General features: G+C 41.0%; 17 protein-coding genes. 8 read left to right on the top strand and 9 right to left on the bottom strand.

The window, feature by feature from the left end; genetic code table 11:
- Positions 1-5 precede the first annotated feature (5 nt).
- The 5 genes from ACLGGR_RS04520 to ACLGGR_RS04500 form a co-directional block, all read right to left on the bottom strand.
- The gene (locus ACLGGR_RS04520; protein WP_142944404.1) at positions 6-1,112 is read right to left on the bottom strand and encodes an ABC transporter ATP-binding protein; all 1,107 of its coding nucleotides are present in this window, start codon (positions 1,110-1,112) and stop codon (positions 6-8) included.
- A 144-nt stretch (positions 1,113-1,256) separates the two neighbouring features.
- Complete coding sequence (locus tag ACLGGR_RS04515) at positions 1,257-2,132, bottom strand: helix-turn-helix domain-containing protein (protein ID WP_410972575.1); 876 nt, start codon at positions 2,130-2,132, stop codon at positions 1,257-1,259.
- Positions 2,133-2,152: 20 nt separating this feature from the next.
- The gene (locus ACLGGR_RS04510) at positions 2,153-2,362 is read right to left on the bottom strand and encodes a YheE family protein (RefSeq protein WP_008348933.1); all 210 of its coding nucleotides are present in this window, start codon (positions 2,360-2,362) and stop codon (positions 2,153-2,155) included.
- Between the two features lie 152 nt (positions 2,363-2,514).
- Positions 2,515-3,873 carry a YheC/YheD family endospore coat-associated protein gene (locus ACLGGR_RS04505; RefSeq protein ID WP_410972574.1) on the bottom strand — a complete coding sequence of 453 codons (1,359 nt, stop codon included), beginning with the start codon at positions 3,871-3,873 and terminating at the stop codon, positions 2,515-2,517.
- The gene (locus ACLGGR_RS04500) at positions 3,830-4,945 is read right to left on the bottom strand and encodes a YheC/YheD family protein (protein ID WP_410972573.1); all 1,116 of its coding nucleotides are present in this window, start codon (positions 4,943-4,945) and stop codon (positions 3,830-3,832) included. Before ACLGGR_RS04500 ends, ACLGGR_RS04505 begins: the two co-directional genes overlap by 44 nt.
- Before the next feature lie 214 nt (positions 4,946-5,159).
- Here ACLGGR_RS04500 and ACLGGR_RS04495 point away from each other — a divergent pair, with 214 nt between their 5' ends.
- From ACLGGR_RS04495 to ACLGGR_RS04475, 5 genes are all read left to right on the top strand, one after another.
- A complete protein-coding gene (locus ACLGGR_RS04495) occupies positions 5,160-6,293 on the top strand; it encodes a DUF445 domain-containing protein (RefSeq protein WP_323647413.1) in 1,134 nt (377 codons plus the stop codon).
- A 121-nt stretch (positions 6,294-6,414) separates the two neighbouring features.
- A complete protein-coding gene (locus ACLGGR_RS04490; protein WP_024425750.1) occupies positions 6,415-6,771 on the top strand; it encodes a YlbF/YmcA family competence regulator in 357 nt (118 codons plus the stop codon).
- Between the two features lie 449 nt (positions 6,772-7,220).
- Entirely contained in the window at positions 7,221-8,087 is an 867-nt protein-coding gene (locus ACLGGR_RS04485) for a Cof-type HAD-IIB family hydrolase (protein WP_142944409.1), read from the top strand.
- A 113-nt stretch (positions 8,088-8,200) separates the two neighbouring features.
- Complete coding sequence (locus tag ACLGGR_RS04480; protein ID WP_410972618.1) at positions 8,201-9,700, top strand: coproporphyrinogen III oxidase; 1,500 nt, start codon at positions 8,201-8,203, stop codon at positions 9,698-9,700.
- Between the two features lie 75 nt (positions 9,701-9,775).
- Complete coding sequence (locus ACLGGR_RS04475; RefSeq protein ID WP_410972572.1) at positions 9,776-11,050, top strand: lysine N(6)-hydroxylase/L-ornithine N(5)-oxygenase family protein; 1,275 nt, start codon at positions 9,776-9,778, stop codon at positions 11,048-11,050.
- 37 nt (positions 11,051-11,087) lie between these two features.
- On the opposite strand, the gene ACLGGR_RS04470 is transcribed toward ACLGGR_RS04475, so the two are convergent.
- From ACLGGR_RS04470 to ACLGGR_RS04460, 3 genes are all read right to left on the bottom strand, one after another.
- Positions 11,088-12,311 carry a cation:proton antiporter gene (locus ACLGGR_RS04470; RefSeq protein WP_323647405.1) on the bottom strand — a complete coding sequence of 408 codons (1,224 nt, stop codon included), beginning with the start codon at positions 12,309-12,311 and terminating at the stop codon, positions 11,088-11,090.
- A 3-nt stretch (positions 12,312-12,314) separates the two neighbouring features.
- Positions 12,315-12,812, bottom strand: coding sequence for a cation:proton antiporter regulatory subunit (locus tag ACLGGR_RS04465; RefSeq protein ID WP_142944413.1), 498 nt, complete (start codon positions 12,810-12,812; stop codon positions 12,315-12,317).
- 64 nt (positions 12,813-12,876) lie between these two features.
- Positions 12,877-13,203 (bottom strand): potassium:proton antiporter, encoded by a 327-nt coding sequence (locus tag ACLGGR_RS04460; protein ID WP_251215718.1) that lies wholly within the window; start codon positions 13,201-13,203, stop codon positions 12,877-12,879.
- Positions 13,204-13,383: 180 nt separating this feature from the next.
- Between ACLGGR_RS04460 and ACLGGR_RS04455 the strand changes: the two genes are divergently transcribed.
- A complete protein-coding gene (locus ACLGGR_RS04455; RefSeq protein ID WP_410972571.1) occupies positions 13,384-14,157 on the top strand; it encodes an enoyl-CoA hydratase in 774 nt (257 codons plus the stop codon).
- Between the two features lie 31 nt (positions 14,158-14,188).
- On the opposite strand, the gene ACLGGR_RS04450 is transcribed toward ACLGGR_RS04455, so the two are convergent.
- Entirely contained in the window at positions 14,189-14,377 is a 189-nt protein-coding gene (locus ACLGGR_RS04450) for a YhzD family protein (protein WP_034282213.1), read from the bottom strand.
- Positions 14,378-14,548: 171 nt separating this feature from the next.
- On the opposite strand from ACLGGR_RS04450, the gene ACLGGR_RS04445 reads away from it, so the two are divergent.
- A complete protein-coding gene (locus tag ACLGGR_RS04445) occupies positions 14,549-15,766 on the top strand; it encodes a metallophosphoesterase family protein (protein WP_410972570.1) in 1,218 nt (405 codons plus the stop codon).
- A gap of 16 nt (positions 15,767-15,782) precedes the next feature.
- Positions 15,783-18,560 carry an ATP-binding protein gene (locus ACLGGR_RS04440; protein WP_410972569.1) on the top strand — a complete coding sequence of 926 codons (2,778 nt, stop codon included), beginning with the start codon at positions 15,783-15,785 and terminating at the stop codon, positions 18,558-18,560.
- Positions 18,561-18,571: the final 11 nt, after the last annotated feature.

Raw genomic sequence — 18,571 nt, 5'->3', positions numbered from 1 at the left:
TCTTTTTATTCAGCTGAGCGGATACGCAGCTCCGTATCTGAATCAAAGAAATGGGCTTTGTTCATATTAATCGCAAGAGGGATAGACTGTCCGGCCTGGACATCGGTACGAGAATCAACACGTGCAATAAACGATTGATCATCGATAGAAGAATAAAGCATCGTTTCTGCTCCCATTAATTCAGCTACTTCTACGTTAGCATTAATTTTTGTGCCTTCAGACGCCTCTATAAATACTGGCTCATCGTGAAAATCTTCTGGTCTGATGCCTAGTATGACATCTTTTCCAATATAGCCTTGGCTGCGTAATACTTTCATTTTTCCTTCTGGTACACGAATATGCGTTTTTCCAACCGCAATGGCACCGTCAGAGAGCTTTCCTGTAAAAAAGTTCATCGCAGGTGAGCCGATAAATCCACCTACAAACACATTCTCTGGGTTTTCATATACATCTTTCGGCGCTCCAACTTGCTGAATAAATCCATCTTTCATGACAACAAGGCGGGTTGCCATTGTCATGGCTTCAGTCTGATCATGTGTCACATAGATAAATGTCGTTTGAAGACGCTGATGAAGTTTAGAAATTTCAGCACGCATCTGAACACGGAGTTTTGCATCTAAATTAGAAAGCGGCTCATCCAAAAGAAACACCTTTGCATCGCGTACAATCGCTCTGCCGAGAGCAACACGCTGCCTTTGACCGCCAGACAGTGCTTTTGGTTTTCTGTCTAAATATTGCTCAAGACCTAATATTTTAGCGGCATTTCGAACCCGCTCATCAATTTCTGCTTTCGGAAACTTCCGAAGCTTTAATCCAAAAGCCATATTGTCGTACACATTCATATGAGGATATAATGCATAGTTTTGGAAAACCATTGCGATATCCCGATCTTTCGGTGCTACATCATTCATCCGTTTTCCATCTAACAGAAAGTCTCCTTGTGAAATTTCTTCTAGACCTGCAATCATGCGAAGGGTTGTTGATTTTCCGCAGCCTGATGGACCAACAAACACAATAAATTCTTTATCTTCTATATGTAGATTAAAGTTATCTACTGCTGTTACCTTGTTATCGTACACTTTATAAATTTGATTCAGCATCATCTCAGCCATTTGATGTCAGCCTCCCAGCCCCTCTTTTTTTTGAAAGCGCTTTACTAATAAATAAAGTGTATAAAATGGGGAAGAGTCTGTAAATGGACAACGTGCACAACATCCTATTTTTATTTTTGGGCATCATGCTCATGCTTTCGTTCTTTATGAAAGATCGAGTAGAGTCATCATGAAATAAGCAGCTGATGCTTCTGGAAAATGTCGTATATCTAGCCCAGTGCGCTCAATAAATTTATCAATTCGATATTGAAGACTGTTTCTGTGAACATATAAGGCTTTTGCTGCCTGGGATGCATTTAAGTTACATTGCATATAGGTCATGAGAGTGCGGTAAACATCCCGGTCAAAGACCGCTTCTTTAAAAGCATCTGAAATAGCATGAGAGAGTGCGGATGCATCATAACAAATGAATGATGGCAGGCATTGATAAAATGTGGCAACCCCTGACCTAAACTTGTCTCGCTCCATATGGCACAAAAAGAGCTGTTGTTCATTTAATAATCTCATCTGTAAATGGTCATTTGGCAAATGCAGCTGCCCTTGTATAAAGACTGAGTCTGTTAAAAAATCACTTGTAATGGCCAGAGACAAATCATGTAACTGATCTAATTGACTATTTTCTGATGTAGCGTCTGATTGAATCAGCATAGCTGTTTCAGGGCCTGTCCATATGAAATGAGTATGTTCGAGGCTGTTATTCACAGCCTCTTTTATTTGCTGTCTTTGTTCTTCTTGATGGACCATCTGAAAATAATAAACACGGACGGGATGTTGGACAGTTAGTGGTTTGTTTTCAAAAAGATAGCTGAACCATTTTTGTTCATCCTCGGTCTGCGCTTTTTGAAATAGATCAATTGGTGTAAGAAAAGAATTGAGAAGAAGTGTTTCTCTAGCTGTAAGCTCCGATTTGTCTACTCCAAATATTTCGCCTTTGTCTGTTTGATACCAAAGAATTTGTTTGTCATGAGTAGGTGAGCTGATGATATGGTCTCCGTAAACAAGTTTTAATTTTTCTAACATGGCGGGGCTCCTTAAACAGTTTAATCATAAACATGGAATAGCATTAATTCGTGGATTTCTTCTTTTAAGGTTGGTTCAACTTCATGGGGCGGAAGCTGAGAGCCCCATTCAATGTCACCTGTTTTGTGGTAGATGCCTTCATAGTGTGAACCGTTGTGAAAAAACGATATTTTCCAGCCTGGCAATTGTGCTTTCTTAAAAAGGGGTTTCCATTGAAAATGAGAAATCATATCATCATTGCCTCCTTGCTTTTATTGATAAAACAATAAACAAACACGACAACACGGAAACAACCTTGAACTTGATATTATTGTATCTCATCTCATGAAAAGAGCATAGAAAAAGCATAAATTTAAGAGCACCGACATGTGACAAAAAAGCGTCAGTAGACGTTCGCGTGATTTGAAGTGGTGAGTGCCGTTTCTGAAAGGTAAGATGCGTAATCCATGATTCTTTTCCCAATCAGCCATTCTGATTTTTTCAAAGAGACATGCTGGAAAACCTCTCGACCAGGGCGAGAATTGGCTTCGAACATCCAAATTGCACCTGTTTGATCAATGCCTAAGTCAAAACCGATTTCACCAATATGCCCGGTCATTTTTTCATCTATCACCTGGCTAAGCGTGATGGCAGTATGAGACAGCTGCTGTAAAATCTGCAAACGTTTCTTTTCTTCTGGAAAGACAGCATAAAGTGTTTTCACCGTTCCCCCATGTGACTGGTGAGTCGTGATGGTGTGATCTCCAGAAACCTTTGCTGCTGCAGCTGTGACTGTCCAATCACCGTCTTTATTTTTATTCGTATGAACTCTGAAATCCATCGGTAAATTGTCTATTTGAAGAAGCTCAATGCCTTGTTGTGCAATAAAATCATGAATTGTATGATCCTTTCGCAGCCTTTGAACAAACTGATCTATTGAATCATATGGAATAGCCCTTCCAAAATTTGAGTATACAGTGATTCCGTGGTTTTCCTTCTTTAACTGATAAATCCCGTCTCCATGACTTCCGTTTGTCGGTTTTAAGTATATAACTTGATGCAGATGGAGGAGCGTTTCAATTTTACTAAGAGCGTCCACGGGATCTAATTGTACAGAATGTGGGAGAAAGGACCATGTTTTTTCATCTGTTAATAGCTGTTCATGAATCTCCCATTTGTTAAAAAAGTAAGGGTTGAACCAAGGGATATCATAGTCTTGGGTGAGTTTTCGCTTCGTTTCTTGAATGATTGCCGACTGAGCAGCTTTTCTATTTGGAAGCCGATCATAGATGACTGACGGCAGGGGAAGCTGTTTTTTTACCCATGAATCTTGCTGGTACAACAATCCTTCTACAATTCCTTTTTCCCAATCAATAGAATGTGACCCAAAAAGATAGGCAAAACCAGCATGCTGCCTGAAAGAATGCAGCAGTTTGATAAAAAATGCTGATCTCGTTCCTAATGGCTGCGTGCTTTGCTCAAAACCTGCACTGAAAATGCCTATCAACGGCCCTATAAAAAGTGTATGGTCAATGATGATCACTTCTGCTTTTGATTGGTAAGGAATCAGTAAATCTTTGTATAGATCTTCAGATAATAAAATTTTATTTGGATGCTGATGATAGGAAATGTTGAAGCCATCTACTAAACGAGATCCTAGAGCAAGAGAATCGATGGCATCTTTCTGTTTATAATGGATGGGAAGATGGATTGTTTTTTTACTTGTGAGGTGTGGGGCGATGATGCAGCGATTTTTGTTCATAAGAAACCTCCTTTGGTTGAGACTTCATCGATTGCGCATGTTCAAGAATGGTACGAATCAATTGATGTTCCTTTTCGGGATAAGCTTTTAAAAAATCGGACCGCCCTGGCTTTGATCTGATATTTGATATGAATAGTCTGCCTTCACTTGTATGAAGTAAGTCTACTGCGAATTCAAAGCAAGGAGAGTAGGTTTTATCTATATAAGCTGGGATTGATGCCTGAATGGATGCAATATCATCTAAAAGGAGCTCCTTGATGTGTGGCTGCAATGTATTTAGATAGTGTTCAAAGCCTATCACAGGACCTGATTTTTGTGTATGACGTAAAAGACTATTTTCTGCAGGTGATTTTGTGTGAATACCCATGCGTTTCCATTGATTTTGTGAATCTTTCATAAGAAAAATCCTGATTTCATTGAATAAAAGTTCTTTTTGATCATTCGTGTTGAAAAATTGAAGGAAATACCGGCCTGCATATTTTTTGCACCAGCGCTCCATCTCTGACGCACGAGAAAATGTAATGGTTTGGTTGGAACTTAGCTGAACGGTGAATGTTGATATGCCATCAAAGGAAATGAAGTAAGTAGATGCTGCATGCTGCTGGGAAAGAGGCTGCATTTTACAAAAGCCGTCAGCCCCGCTCGCCCTTACCATATTGATCAGGTCTGAGGGCTCTTTTAATAATGAGCAGCCAGGTAAATATGGCTGTAAAGAAGAGAGAAGACGGAGTTGCTCAAATAGCGCCATTTTATTTGAAATGCCGGTATTCAAAAAATCCGTTTTTGGATACTTTTTTAGCCATTCCATGATGGGTTTTGCTTTTTTAGATTGTGCGTCATGCCGGTAAAGACATCGGTCGTAAATCAAGTCGGGGATCGGAAATTGTGCGCCTACAAACCCTTGGCTATTCGTATATGTTTGGCCTTGTATCAAATTTGAAGCCGGCTTTAAATCAAGTGGTGTAAAACGAACAACCTTTAAACGATAAGAAGGGGCAGCTTTGGCGAGCTCACGTGTAAATGCCTCTTCATACTGCGGAGAAAGGGTCACAATACCTAATGTTGTTTTCATTAAAAAACACCTTCTTTTCAACTTCTTTTTTTACCATCACAAAAACATTTTTTTATGATTTTACATAAAGCTTGCGCTCCTTTATCATTACGACAGACCGCTTGATCATATGTCTCGCGGCATGCTTCATTTGCTTGGGAACTTGACAACAACTATAATACGTATAGATCAAAACAATAAACATCGGGTGTTGTTTGAAAGGTAGATGACGACTTTGAATATATTCACAACGTTTATCTTTATGATTGTTATCGGCGCAGTCATAGGAGCAGCGACAAACCATCTTGCAATTAAAATGCTTTTTCGGCCTTATAAGCCATATTACTTATTCGGAAAACAGCTTCCATTTACACCAGGGCTTATCCCTAAAAGAAGAGACGAAGTAGCCAAGCAGGTTGGTGTCATGGTTATGGAGCATTTGCTCACGCCAGAAGGAATTCAAAAACGATTTGAATCATCGGAGGCAAAGCAGGAGATCCTGCGTACAGTCCATCGATATATTGACAAAGGCGCAAATATGGAGATCACCGTATTCTCCCTGCTAGAAAAATTCGGCGTTCAACAGGCTGACGTCAAAGCAGATAGATGGCTCCATCAGTGGTCTGATCAGAAGCTTAGTTCACTGCTTGAAACATATAACCAGCAAACTTTATCTGAATTGCTCCCGGTAGAAGTGGAAACCAAAATATCATCGAAAATTCCAGATGCAGCAGATTATATTTTAAAGAGAGGCATTCATTATTTTGAAAGTGATGAAGGCAAAGCAAGGCTCGGCAATATGATTGATGATTTCTTAAAAGAACGGGGAATGCTTGGCAGTATGGTCCAAATGTTTCTAGGGAATTCAAGCTTAATTGATCGTGTACATCCCGAAATCATCAAGTTTTTAAGAAACGCAGAAACAAAAAGATTTTTATCAGATTTACTTGTTCAAGAATGGGACAAGGTGAAGCTATTTTCTCTTCATGAGCTTGATGAAAAATGGAATGTGAAGGAACTTATTTTTAGTGTGAAAAATCAATTGCTTTCTCATTTCTCTACAAAGCTGATATTAGACAAACCAGTTGGAGCATATGTCAGTGCTGTCGCGGATGACCTTAAAACACATTTTGCGCCAGTGTTGATTGATAAGGGGATCGGAGCGGCATCAAATGCTTTAGAGGGGCTGCTTGCAAAGCTGCAATTTGAAGAAATCATTCGTGAACAAATTGAACTTTTCCCGCTTGAAAAAATGGAAGAGCTTGTAGTCAGCATCTCCAATAAGGAGCTGAAGATGATTACATTTTTAGGCGGTCTTTTAGGCGGGATGATTGGAGCTATCCAGGCTGTTTTTGTGGCGCTATTCTAAGACAAGCTAGAGAAATTTTGATGAATTCATTGTATATATGTGAAAGGAAAGCCATAGTTTGTTATAGTGGAGTGGTGTCCGCCGATCATATCGGTGATAACGGATAGAAAGGAGACATAACATGTCTGTAAATCTTTATGATGTTGCATATGACCTTGAAAAAGCATTGCGTCATAGCGAAGAATATTCAACTTTAAGAAATCTTTATGATGAGGTAAACGCGGATGAGTCCTCTAAAAGAATGTTTGAGAACTTCCGTGACATTCAAGTAAACCTCCAACAAAAACAAATGACTGGTCAAGAGATCACACAAGAAGAAGTGGAGCAAGCTCAAAAAACAGTTGCTCTTGTTCAGCAGCACGACAAAATCTCTCAGTTGATGGAAGCAGAACAACGTGTAAGTGTTCTTATCGGTGAATTAAATAAAATTATCATGAAGCCACTTGAAGAGCTTTATGGGAATCCAGAAGAAAACTAATGGAAAGGGCGATGTCATTCGCCCTTTTTTGTTTTATCTTTCCCCTGAATATCTTTTAAAAAAAGGTTGTCGAAGCTCATAAATTCTGCGATAATACTTATATTGAAAGTGCTTTCAAAAAGGCGCTCTCAAGGGACATTGGGTGCGTTTCACTTGGGATTTATGGCGGTGAGCCAAACGAGAGAGAAGCGCTTCTGGGAGAAACGCAAAGCATCATAAGGGGATCTGATATAAGCAATGCTTTGGTGTGTAAATGATAAGGGGATCATGGGGAGCTTCATCACTCCATTGTAACGCATCCAAACCATACATAAAAAAAAGCCTAGGGGTAGGCTTTTTTTATTTATCAATTATTCATAACCTGGTGCTCTTTCAACTGCATGTTCTAAAGCACCAAGCTAGGGCATATCCTCATCGTAAGTACAGTCATCAAGAAGGGGGATGCCTCAGTGTCAAAAAAACTACTTGCACTCAATATAGATGGGACGTTACTTCGTTCCAATGGAAAAATCCATTCCGCTACAAAAGAAGCTGTGGAATATGTAAAGAAAAAAGGGGTTTACGTGACGATTGTCACCAACCGGCATTTTCGTTCCGCTCAAAAAATTGCCAAGGCGTTGAAGATTCCAACATCAACCCTTGTGACGCATAGTGGTGCATTTATCGCCGATAAACTCGATGAGCCGCTTCATGTGAAGAAATTAACGGAAGAAAAGACATTTAATCTTGTGCAAATCCTTGAAAGCTTCGATTGTAATGTCCGCTTGCTACATGAAAAATTCTCGATCGGCAACCGGAAAAAAACGCAGTCTCAGCTGATGGGAAAGACGTTCATTCATCCGTCTGATCCAATTTTCTATCCCGTCCAATTTGTTGAATCGTTAAGTGATATGCTGATGGATGAACCAGTCAGTACACCAGTGATTGAAGTATATTCGACCGCGGAGCTTCAGACTGAGATTCACAGGACCATTCAACAAGCATTCCCATCTGTTGACCTTATTAGGATCAGTGATGAGAAAATGAATATTGTATGCAAAGGGGTTTCGAAAGAAGCGGGACTTTCTCTTTTAACCTCTGCCCTCGGTTTTACTTTAGAAGATACGGTCGTCATTGGTCATGGAACAGATGACATTCCAATGCTTGAATTGGCTGGTTTAGGCGTTGCTATGGGAAATGCCCCCAATGATGTCAAGCGTAAAGCCGATTGGGTGACGCGCTCGCACGATGAACAGGGTGTGGCTTATATGATTAAGGAATACTTTAGAATGCAGCAAAGAGAAGGATTTTTACATCAATTCGATATCAAGAGATAATACAGTGAAGGCCTTGTCAATCAAGAAATGACAGGGCCTTCGTCTGTTCCCTTCATTGCTTTTCCTACATGAATTTTGTAAAATGAAACAAGTTTGAAGATAAAGGTGATATGATGCGAATTTTAATTAAAGGGCTGTCAAATGAACGATTTCATCGCCCGCTTGTCAATATAGCCAATTTATTTGAAGAAGATAGTGAAGTGATGTTTGATCCAAGTGAATTGGATGATGGTTTGGTCATGGAATTTAGTTGGAAAGAAGAAAATGGCATGGTGGAAGCATCTGGTCATATTGATGGATCAGACATCACCAGTCGTTTTTCACGAGATGTCCCAGAGAGCTTGAATGATAAGGAGCGCTGGAAGCAAATCAAAAACACAGTGCTGTCTGTTTATTTACACTTGCTTCAGGAGCACACAGGAATGACACAAAAGTGGGGGATTCTCACAGGAATACGTCCTACGAAATTGCTTCATAAGATGCTGAGAGAAGGTATGTCAAAGGAAGATGCACATGCGGCGTTAAAGCGTGATTACTTGATTCATGATGAAAAAATCAATTTGATGCAGGAGATTGTCGACCGTCAGCTTAAAGCCATTCCAGATCTGTATGACCTTCAGCAGGAAGTGAGTATTTATATTGGCATTCCTTTCTGCCCTACAAAATGTGCTTATTGCACGTTCCCTGCTTACGCCATTAAAGGACAAGCTGGTAGAGTGGGAACGTTTTTGTTTGGTCTGCATTATGAAATGCAAAAAATGGGCGCATGGCTAAAAGAACACGGGATCAAAGTGACGACCGTTTACTTTGGCGGAGGCACGCCAACGAGCATCACAGCGGAAGAAATGGATTTGCTGTATGAAGAAATGTACCGCTCGTTCCCTGATGTGAAGCATATACGGGAAGTGACTGTCGAAGCAGGGCGTCCTGATACGATTTCGCCTGATAAGCTAGAGGTGCTAAACCGCTACAATATTGACCGGATTAGCATCAACCCGCAATCGTATGAGAATGAAACACTCAAGGCTATTGGCCGGCATCATAGTGTGGAAGAAACGATTGAAAAGTATCACTTATCAAGACAGTACGGCATGAATAATATCAATATGGACTTAATCATTGGATTGCCGGGAGAAGGGCTCAAAGAATTTCAGCACTCCTTGCAGCAGACTGAAGAGCTCAAGCCTGAATCTTTAACTGTGCATACACTCTCCTTTAAAAGAGCATCTGAAATGACGCGCAATAAGGAGAAATATCAAGTAGCCGACCGAGAAGAAATCACACGTATGATGGATGAAGCGGTCACTTGGACGAAAGCACATCATTATCACCCGTATTATTTATATAGACAAAAAAATATTTTGGGAAATCTCGAAAATGTCGGGTATTCATTAGATGGACAGGAAAGCTTGTATAATATCATTATCATGGAAGAAGTACAGACAATCATTGGCATTGGGTGCGGTGCAGCGAGTAAATTCATTGATCCACGGACAGGAAAAATTACGCAGTATGCCAATCCAAAAGATCCAAAATCGTATAATGACCGGTATGAACACTATACAGAAGAGAAAATTCAATTCCTTGAATCATTATTTGTTTCTCACGTTTAAACACTGCGATGACGCAGTGTTTTTTTCATTTGTAAAAGGGTATATAAGTGATAAAAAGTTAAAGCAGGTGTACATATGATAGATGTGATCGGAATTGGGATTGGGCCCGCCAATTTAGGATTGGCCGCTTTGTTAGAGGAGTATGAGGATGTTTCATGCTGTTTTTTTGAACAGGAGTCTGAGTTTGCTTGGCATCCCGGTATGCTGATCAAAGGAACGGATTTGCAAGTTTCCTTTTTAGCAGACCTTGTCACAATGGCGAATCCAAGGAGCAGGTATACATTTTTAAATTATTTACATGAATCAAATAGACTTCACCGGTTCTATACATTTGAGCAGTTTGATATCCCGCGGAGAGAATTCAATGAGTATTTATCATGGGTTGCAGGAGAATTAGACAGCTGTCAGTTTGGGATGAAGGTAGAAGAAGTGACGGACTGCCAAGATGGCTATCTTGTGAAAGTCAGACGGCTGAACGATGGATCGCTTTCTGAGTATCGTGCAAAGCATGTCGTGTTAGGCACAGGAAGTAAACCAATGATTCCAGTCGATGTGCCTGAAGCAGCACGTCCATATGTGACTCATAGCAGCCGTTATTTAGATCAGCAGAAAGCACTTCACGAAGCTGAGTCGGTGGCGGTGATCGGCTCAGGGCAGAGTGCAGCTGAAATTTTCTTAGACCTGCTTCAGCATCAAAAGAAAGGACAGCAGCTTTCATGGTTTACGCGTTCTAGTGAATTTAGAGAGCTGGAGACGGCAGAACTTGGCCAAGAACTTTTTACACCAAAGTATGTCGAGTATTTTCATTCGCTTCCTTATGAAGAACGTATGAACACATTGCCTAGGCTGACAGGATTAAGAAATGGCATAGATGCATCAACGCTTTCGCGTATTTATCAGGAGTTGTATCATCGCTCCGTTTCAGGTGAAGAGCCATCTGTGCTCATTCAGCCAATGACCGAGCTTGAAGCGATTCAAATAGGAGAGCATCAGCCTTTGGAGCTGCACCTCAAACAGTGGCAGTTGAAGAAAGAAAAAAGCATAACAGCAGATCATGCTGTATTGGCTACAGGGTACACACCGAATATTCCTGAATGGTTTCGCGCATATGAACCTTTGATTGAATGGGAAAGTGATGAACATTTTAAAGTGACAGACGATTTCAGGCTTGTGTTCAAAGACAAGCGCTCACATCATTTCTTTACATTCACGAATCTTGATCATTCTCACGGAACAGCGGCGACCAATTTAAAACTATCGATTTACCGCAACCAGAAAGTGATTCAAACCATTCGCGGGGTCGAGGAAGCGCCAGTCAAACAAGAAACAGCATTTCAGCAATTTGAATAAGACATAAAAAAGGGCCCAAGCATAGGGCCCTTTTTCATTAGATCGTCGTTTCTTTTTTTACTTTTGGTTTTTCAGGTTTCCATTTGAAGATTTTGTTTAGGAGTTGATAGATTTTCTTAGATTCTTTCGTTACGAGTGGTCCTAAGATCGCAAGGATTAAGACATACAATGCAGCAAAGGGCTTCAAAGTAGCGGCAAGTCCGCCCGCAATACCAAGCTCGGCAACAATGATTGAAAACTCTCCTCTCGATACAATGGTTAATCCAATATTAGAAGAGGCTTTATGAGAAAATCCAGCTCTCCGTCCAGCGAACATTCCGGCAGTGAAGTTTCCAATTAAGGTAAGAATCACAGCGCCGATCGCAAGCCAGAAGGCATCACCCAATGTAAATGGATCGATACTGAGACCAAAGCTGAAAAAGAACATCGCTCCAAAGAAATCTCTAAACGGAACCACGAGATGCTCGATGCGGTCTGAGTGCTCTGTTTCTGAGAAAACAAGACCAAGTAAGAGAGCTCCAATAGCCTCTGCTACATGAATCGTTTCTGAGAAACCAGCGACAAAGAACAAAGCCGCAAAAATCACAATGATGAACACTTCGTTCGAACGGATATCAAACAACTTGTTTAATAGTTTTGGCAGCTTCCGCGCAATGATAAAGAAAAGCATCATATAACCAAAAGCGATTAAAATTGATAATAAGGCACCGCCAACAGTAGTGGCATCTCCAAGGACAAGACCTGATACGACGGATAAATAAACGGCAAGGAAAATATCCTCAAACATAATAATCCCTAGAATTAACTCTGTTTCAGGATTCGCCGTCCGTTTCAAATCGACAAGGACTTTGGCCACAATGGCGCTGGATGAAATGGTGATCACCCCTGCCATAATGAGAACCTCCAGGAATCCAAACCCTGTGATAAAACCGTAGAGCAGTCCTAAGCTGAAGTTGATCAAAATATAAATAGATCCGCCGACTGCAATAGATTTACCCGATTTAATGAGCTTTCCGACAGAGAACTCAAGTCCAAGATAGAAAAGAAGGAACAGGACGCCCATTCTGCCAAAAAACGAAATAATCTCCGTGCTTTCGATAAATTTCAAATCAATGATCCCGATGGTTGGAGCATGCGGCCCAACAATCATTCCGAGGACAATGAGAAAAGGGATGATAGAAAATTTAATTTTATTGGCGATTAAGCTGGCGATGGCGATAAGAATAAGCGCCGTCCCAACTTCAAAGACTAAATGATCCATTCATCACTCTCCCCCTCTAGAAAGAAAATCACGTACCAATCGCTTCAAGTGTTTTCTTTCGCCTGAAATGACCATCGTATCATTTGCATGAATAATCGAATCGGCACCAGGGTTGAGTAATTTTTCATTTGTATGTTTAATGATCGCAATCACGGTGACTTCATAATTTTGTCTCACATCTAAATCACCGAGTGTATGTCCAACCGCTTTTGCACCTTTTTCCACCTTAAACCATTCAATGATTAAGTCATTGAAGGCCATTTCAATGGTTTCTAGTGCCTGCGGTTTATACACCATACCGCCGATAATCGCAGCGATTTGCCGGGATTCAGCATCATCGAGAGAAATGGTAGACAGCACTTCATCTGGATCATCATCGTCAAAACGATAAATTTCCCGTCTGCCATCATCATGAATCACAATCGTCATCTTTTCTCTATTTCTCGTTTCAATTTCAAATTTCTTTCCGATCCCAGGAAGATCATTCTCTTTAATGTTCATTTTATCCCTCCGAATTTGATAGGCTGTGTTTTTCATATAGTGAATACGGATGAAATCAAATGAATCAGTAGAGGTAATTAGATTGATACATAACGGGGATCGCACACTTCATTTCCAAAAAACATAGATCAATGGATAATGCAGCTGATGGGGCACGCTTTAACAGAAAAGCTTTAGAATCCGCCATTGATAATCTGTCCTTCAACAGAATGGATGAGGCATGTTTTTTTGAAAATGATGGTGTCTTCACAGCATTAATTTCTTCATCATAGATGGATGGAGAAATAAGACTAGGTGTGCCCGTTTCTGCCTGTGAAGCAAAAACGACATTTGAAAAAGGAGAAAACATGACGATGAAGCTAACCAATATCATGATGGAACATCTGATCAATCATCCTCCTCCTTTCAAATTTATTTTCTTTCTTTTTTTACTATATAAAAATATATTTCTTGTTTCAATCATTATGCTTATTTTAGTATCAATTGATCTTGAAATTTTTTGTTTAGAGAAAAAGGTTTTACTTGATGGAAATGGAAGTAAGTGATGAGCTTTTTAAGAAAAGGGGGATGGATGATGACATATATCAATTGTCAGTTAGACGGGGATGTTTTTGAAATCGTTTTCAATAGGCCTGAAGCTTATAATTCGTTTCATGTGGACATGTTTGCTGAATTCAAAGAAGCATGTGATGCAGCGGAGGAAAGTAGTGCAAAAGTCGTTGTCATCAAGGGAGCAGGAAAAGGATTTTCAGCAGGCGGAGATATTGGGATGATGCTTAAGCAGGAAAGTGAAGAAGATTTCCATCGTGTGATGGATTTGATCGAGGGAATTACACTTTCTCTAGCTGGTATGAAAAAAGTGACGATTGCGCTTGTCCACGGGTCAGCAGCAGGCCTCGCTTTTAGCTTTGCCCTAAGCTGTGACTACTTGTTTATGCATCAGGATGCAAAACTTGCCATGAATTTTAATGGAGTAGGATTAATTCCAGATGGCGGGGGGCATTTTTTCCTCACAAAAAGAGTCAGTGAGCAAACCGCGAAACAATTGATTTGGAGCGGACAAAAGCTGCCGGCTGAAGAAGCGTTAAAACTGCGCCTTACAGACGGGGTGTTTCAGGATGAGGTCGATACGTACCAAAAAGTGTGTGTGAAGCCGTTTATGAACATGCCGCTTCAAGCCTTTATCGAAACAAAGATGATCTATTTCCAGCAGTCAGAATCAAAGCTCTTATCAGTTCTTCAAAAAGAGAGAGCCGCACAGGCAAGACTGAGAAAAAGTCATGATCACAAGGAAGGTATACAGGCCTTTTTAGAAAAAAGACGACCAGTCTTTCAAAAAGCATAAATGAACATGAGGCCGGCGAAAGCCGGCTTTTTTAACGTTCAAATAAAAGAAGCTTGCCTGCTTGATCAACGAGTCGATGAGAATGTTTTGTGTATTGCTGTTCCATTAAGCGATGACGTCCTAATTCCTTTGCCTTCTCGTCACCATCCGCTGTGATTTTTTCATTTAATAAAGTCTCACCCGACCGGTCAAATACGGTTAAAAAGTATGTCTTCTCCATGCCTCATCTTCCTTTCCTCTGTTTTTAATGTAATTAAACATGGAATAAGACAAAACCTCTTTTTTAGCCCTTAAAAATGTGTTTTTTAGAATGAGAGTGATAGAACGTGCATTCGTAAAAATGGCATGATAAAATATGGACAATGACAGTATCGGACAAGGAGATAGACGTTTGACTAAGCTCACCTTTATTCATGCCGCAGATTTACATTTAGACAGTCCATTTGCAGGAATGTCGACTATACCTAGTTCCATATTTAAGCGGCTCAAAGAAAGTACATTTCAAAGCGCTAAGAACATGTTTGATCTCGCCATTGTGCGGGCAGTAGACTTTGTGTTGCTGAGCGGAGATTTATTTGATGAATCCAATCGCAGCCTGAAAGCACAGCTATTTTTAAGAAACCAGTTTGTAAGACTGCAAACACACGGGATTGAAGTCTTTATTATTTATGGGAATCATGATCATTTAAGCGGTGAATGGACACCGATTGAGTGGCCCGAGAATGTACATGTCTTTTCGAGCAGTACACCGAGTGAGCATTCCTATTATCGAGGGGATCAGCTTGTCGCGAGTATTTATGGGTTTAGCTACAAAGAACGGGCTGTCTATGAAAATATGACATCTCACTATGTCAAAACAACAGATGCTGCCTATCACATTGCGATGCTTCACGGCACATTAGCCGGACAAGAAGGACATGATGCATATGCCCCATTTCAGCTTCAGCAGCTCATAGCGCGGGATTTCGATTATTGGGCGCTTGGACATATACATAAAAGAGCCCTTCTGCATGATGAAGACCCATATATTATTTACCCTGGTAATGTGCAAGGCAGACATATAAAAGAAACGGGAGAAAAAGGCTGTTACTTGATTCACCTCTCCGAAGATTCACGGGCAGCGGATTTTATAAGCTGTGCAGATATCATCTTTGAGAAACTAGTAATAGACATCACAGAAACAGCTCATATGACGGATCTTGTCACACTTGTGGAAAGCAAAATCAATGAACTGAAAAAGGAAGGCATTCCTCATTTTGTGAGAATTGAATTGACAGGTGATGCGCCTTCTTACCTTGAGCATACGCAGCTTGAGGTCCTCGAGGAGCTGATGACTGTTTTTCATGAGCAGGAGGAAGATGAAGATGTGTTCGTTTGGGTGATGTCAATTGACTGCCGAACAAACGAGGATGTGATCTATCCAGAAGATTCCTTTTTGAAGGAACTAACGGCAGAAATTGCACAGTTTGAATCATATGAAGAGCTCCTTTCAACGATCAAGCGTCACCCAACCTACAGGAAGTCAGGACAAGCGCTCACAAAAGAGGATGAAGTGGATATAAAAGAAGAAGCACAAAGGCTGCTGACGGAACAGCTGAAGCAATTATGAGAAAAGGAGAGGTATGATGAAAATACGTTCACTCCATATAGCGAATTTTGGGAAATTTTCAAATCGAACCTTTCACTTTTCTGATGACGGTTTTCAGCTAGTTTACGGTCTGAATGAATCGGGGAAAACGACATTGAAGGCGTTTATTGAGTCGATGTTATTTGGTTTTTCAAAAAACAAGCTGTACAAGCCGAAACAAGGATCTTTTTATGGCGGGTCCCTCACTTGCTTAGATGAGGGGTTAGGTGTCATTCACATTGAGAGATCGTCCGACCGAGGCGGTCAAGCACAGGTGTTTTTACCGAATGGTGAAGTGAAAGACGAGGCATTTCTACGGACTCTTTTAAAGGGAACGGATCGCAGATTATTCCAATCAATTTATTCATTTGATGTGTTTGGACTGCAAAATGTTCAAGCCTTAAACGAAGATCAAATCGGTGAATTCCTCCTTTTCTCAAGTTTATTTGGCTCAGATGCGGCCTCCAAGATGGATAGCAGGCTGCTTAAGCAGCAGGAGCAGCTGTTCAAACCAAATGGCCGCAAGCCGGAATTAAACCAGCAGCTTTATCGTTTAAAAGAGCTGACTGGCCAGCTGAAACAAGCTAGATTGGCAGAAGGCCGTTATACAGATAAAAAACGGGAGCATTCCGAATTAATAGAGAGTATCGCAGCGCTTCAAAAGGAAATGAAGCAGACAGAAGAACAGATTCAGCAATTAAATGAACACATTCGACTTTATCCCATGATAGAGAAGAAGATGGAGTTAAAAAAAGAATTAGCCCGTTATCCAGAACGAGTCAAACGCTTTAAAGCAGAAACAGAGCATGAATTGGATAAATTAGAATCACATCTTCACCCGAAAAAGGCTCAAATGACTGCACTAAAGCAAAAATTAGATCATTTGCAAACCTCGCTGGCACAAGTTCAACCGCTTCATGACAAGGATACGTTACTGGAGATGAAGCGTGTCGTTGATGAATCATCTCATGCTGAACTTGTCAAAAATCGCTTAGCAGAATGTAAAGCAGAACGTAATTCATTGAAACAAAAAATGGACGAAGCCGCAGCAAAGCTGAAGTGGCAGCAGCGTTCAGTCAAGCTCGAACAGATTGATGACTCTCTTGAATTTGAGTGGGAATTAAAGGAGGCTGTCAGCCAATACGTTCGTTTAATGGACAGAAAGGCACAGCTGGATGACCGGTTTGATCATGCAAGACATGAGCTGGAAGAAGCGGAAACCGCTTTAAAAGGATTAAAGGAACAGCAGGCCAAATCGCATAGTACAGTGGAAGCTGGGGGGACAAGAGCAAAAGAGAAACAGGTTCATTCCCGGGCGTGGTTATTTCCTGTGATGGTGATGTTTGATGCTGCATTTCTGCTTGTCCTCTTCTTTTTAACAGAGTGGTGGGTTACTTTCTTATTTGCGGGATTTTCTGTTTTTGTCTTCTTTGCCATTTACCCATTTTTGAAATCAACACAGGAGAAACAGGGAAGCGGTGGGGGAACGTTCGATTCCTTCCAAGTACAGGCAGCTTCAGCTGAAACGCTTGTGAGGCAGAAGGAGCTTTTGTACGAAAGGATCATCCGGCAATATGAAGACTGGGAGAAGGAGCTGGAACCTGTCCAGCAGCAAGTAGAGGAAAAGAAAAGACAGCTGGGCTTGTCCTCAGAGCTTTCTTTCTTAGTAGAAGCCTTCCTGATCCTGAAGCAATTAAAAACGAATACAGCGGAATATGAGGAGCTTAGCCGGGAAATAGACGAGCTTGCCGGCCAGCAATCCAACTATGAGCACAGGGTGGGTCTTCTTCAACGAAAGGAAGGCACCATTCAAGAGAACATCTTGGTCATTCAAGAGATATTGAAAGAGGAGGCGAAGAGAGAAAAAGAACGTCAGACATTGGATGTATCGATTCAACATGTAAAACAGCAGCTCACGACGCTAGAAGGGGAAATTGACTATTACGAAAAACAAATGGACGCGCTTTTTCGTCAAGTAGAAGCAGAGTCCAAAGAAGATTACCAAATTCTTTCTCATCTATCGAAAGAATATCGGGAACGGCTTTCCCATTTGCAGCAGCTGAATCAAGAGCTGCATAGAAGCGGCTGCTTTGATGAGGAAGAATCGATTGTTCGCAAAGGATTGCGTCTTCTTGAAGAGGAGTGTGCGAAAGCGAAGCAGCACCTGAATAACATACAATCGAATGCGGCGAATATGGAAAAACGTCTGGCAGAACGAGCAGTGGAAATCCGGCAAATAGAAGCTTCAGGTACGGTGTCTGATTTGACTCATCAGCTTGCAGCTGAGCAGGAGCATGCAAAGCACCTTGCGAAAAAATGGGCGGCAATTCAGCTTGTCCGCTCCGTCATTCGAGAAAAATTGAATGAGCATAAAGAAACAAGGCTGCCAGCACTGCTGCAAACAGCTTCCCGCTTTATTCAGCCGTTAACGAATGATCGATATGAAGCCATTTTATTTTCACCCGAAGATGACCGGCTGATCGTGAAAAGGATGGATGGACGAATCTTCCGCCCAGAGGAGCTCTCACAAGCAACATGTGAGCAAGTCTATCTGGCCATTCGTTTTGCACTCGCCTTATCTCATCAGCAGGAGTGTCAGCTTCCGTTTATGATGGATGACAGCTTCGTTCATTTTGATCATGTTCGTCTAGGAAGAGTGCTTGAGTTGATGAATGAACTTACTCGTTTTGAAACACAGCTGTTTTATTTCACCTGTCATCAGCATATGACGCAGGCAGCAGAACATGGACAGATTACGAGTTTAGCAGTTGAATGATTGACAAATAA

The organism is Bacillus sp. BD48, from assembly GCF_046566805.1.
Classification (GTDB): Bacteria; Bacillota; Bacilli; order Bacillales; family Bacillaceae; genus Bacillus; species Bacillus safensis.
Note: the sequence above shows the minus strand (reverse complement) of the source record. Positions and strands in the feature narration are given on the sequence as shown.

Coding starts and splice junctions, on each gene's coding strand:
- ACLGGR_RS04520 (WP_142944404.1), bottom strand. CDS start 1,112: ATGGCTGAGATGATGCTGAATCAAATTTATAAAGTGTACGATAACAAG.
- ACLGGR_RS04510 (WP_008348933.1), bottom strand. CDS start 2,362: ATGATTTCTCATTTTCAATGGAAACCCCTTTTTAAGAAAGCACAATTG.
- ACLGGR_RS04490 (WP_024425750.1), top strand. CDS start 6,415: ATGTCTGTAAATCTTTATGATGTTGCATATGACCTTGAAAAAGCATTG.
- ACLGGR_RS04450 (WP_034282213.1), bottom strand. CDS start 14,377: ATGGAGAAGACATACTTTTTAACCGTATTTGACCGGTCGGGTGAGACT.
- ACLGGR_RS04470 (WP_323647405.1), bottom strand. CDS start 12,311: ATGGATCATTTAGTCTTTGAAGTTGGGACGGCGCTTATTCTTATCGCC.
- ACLGGR_RS04480 (WP_410972618.1), top strand. CDS start 8,201: ATGCGAATTTTAATTAAAGGGCTGTCAAATGAACGATTTCATCGCCCG.
- ACLGGR_RS04500 (WP_410972573.1), bottom strand. CDS start 4,945: ATGAAAACAACATTAGGTATTGTGACCCTTTCTCCGCAGTATGAAGAG.
- ACLGGR_RS04475 (WP_410972572.1), top strand. CDS start 9,776: ATGATAGATGTGATCGGAATTGGGATTGGGCCCGCCAATTTAGGATTG.
- ACLGGR_RS04505 (WP_410972574.1), bottom strand. CDS start 3,873: ATGAACAAAAATCGCTGCATCATCGCCCCACACCTCACAAGTAAAAAA.
- ACLGGR_RS04455 (WP_410972571.1), top strand. CDS start 13,384: ATGATGACATATATCAATTGTCAGTTAGACGGGGATGTTTTTGAAATC.
- ACLGGR_RS04515 (WP_410972575.1), bottom strand. CDS start 2,132: ATGTTAGAAAAATTAAAACTTGTTTACGGAGACCATATCATCAGCTCA.
- ACLGGR_RS04440 (WP_410972569.1), top strand. CDS start 15,783: ATGAAAATACGTTCACTCCATATAGCGAATTTTGGGAAATTTTCAAAT.
- ACLGGR_RS04465 (WP_142944413.1), bottom strand. CDS start 12,812: ATGAACATTAAAGAGAATGATCTTCCTGGGATCGGAAAGAAATTTGAA.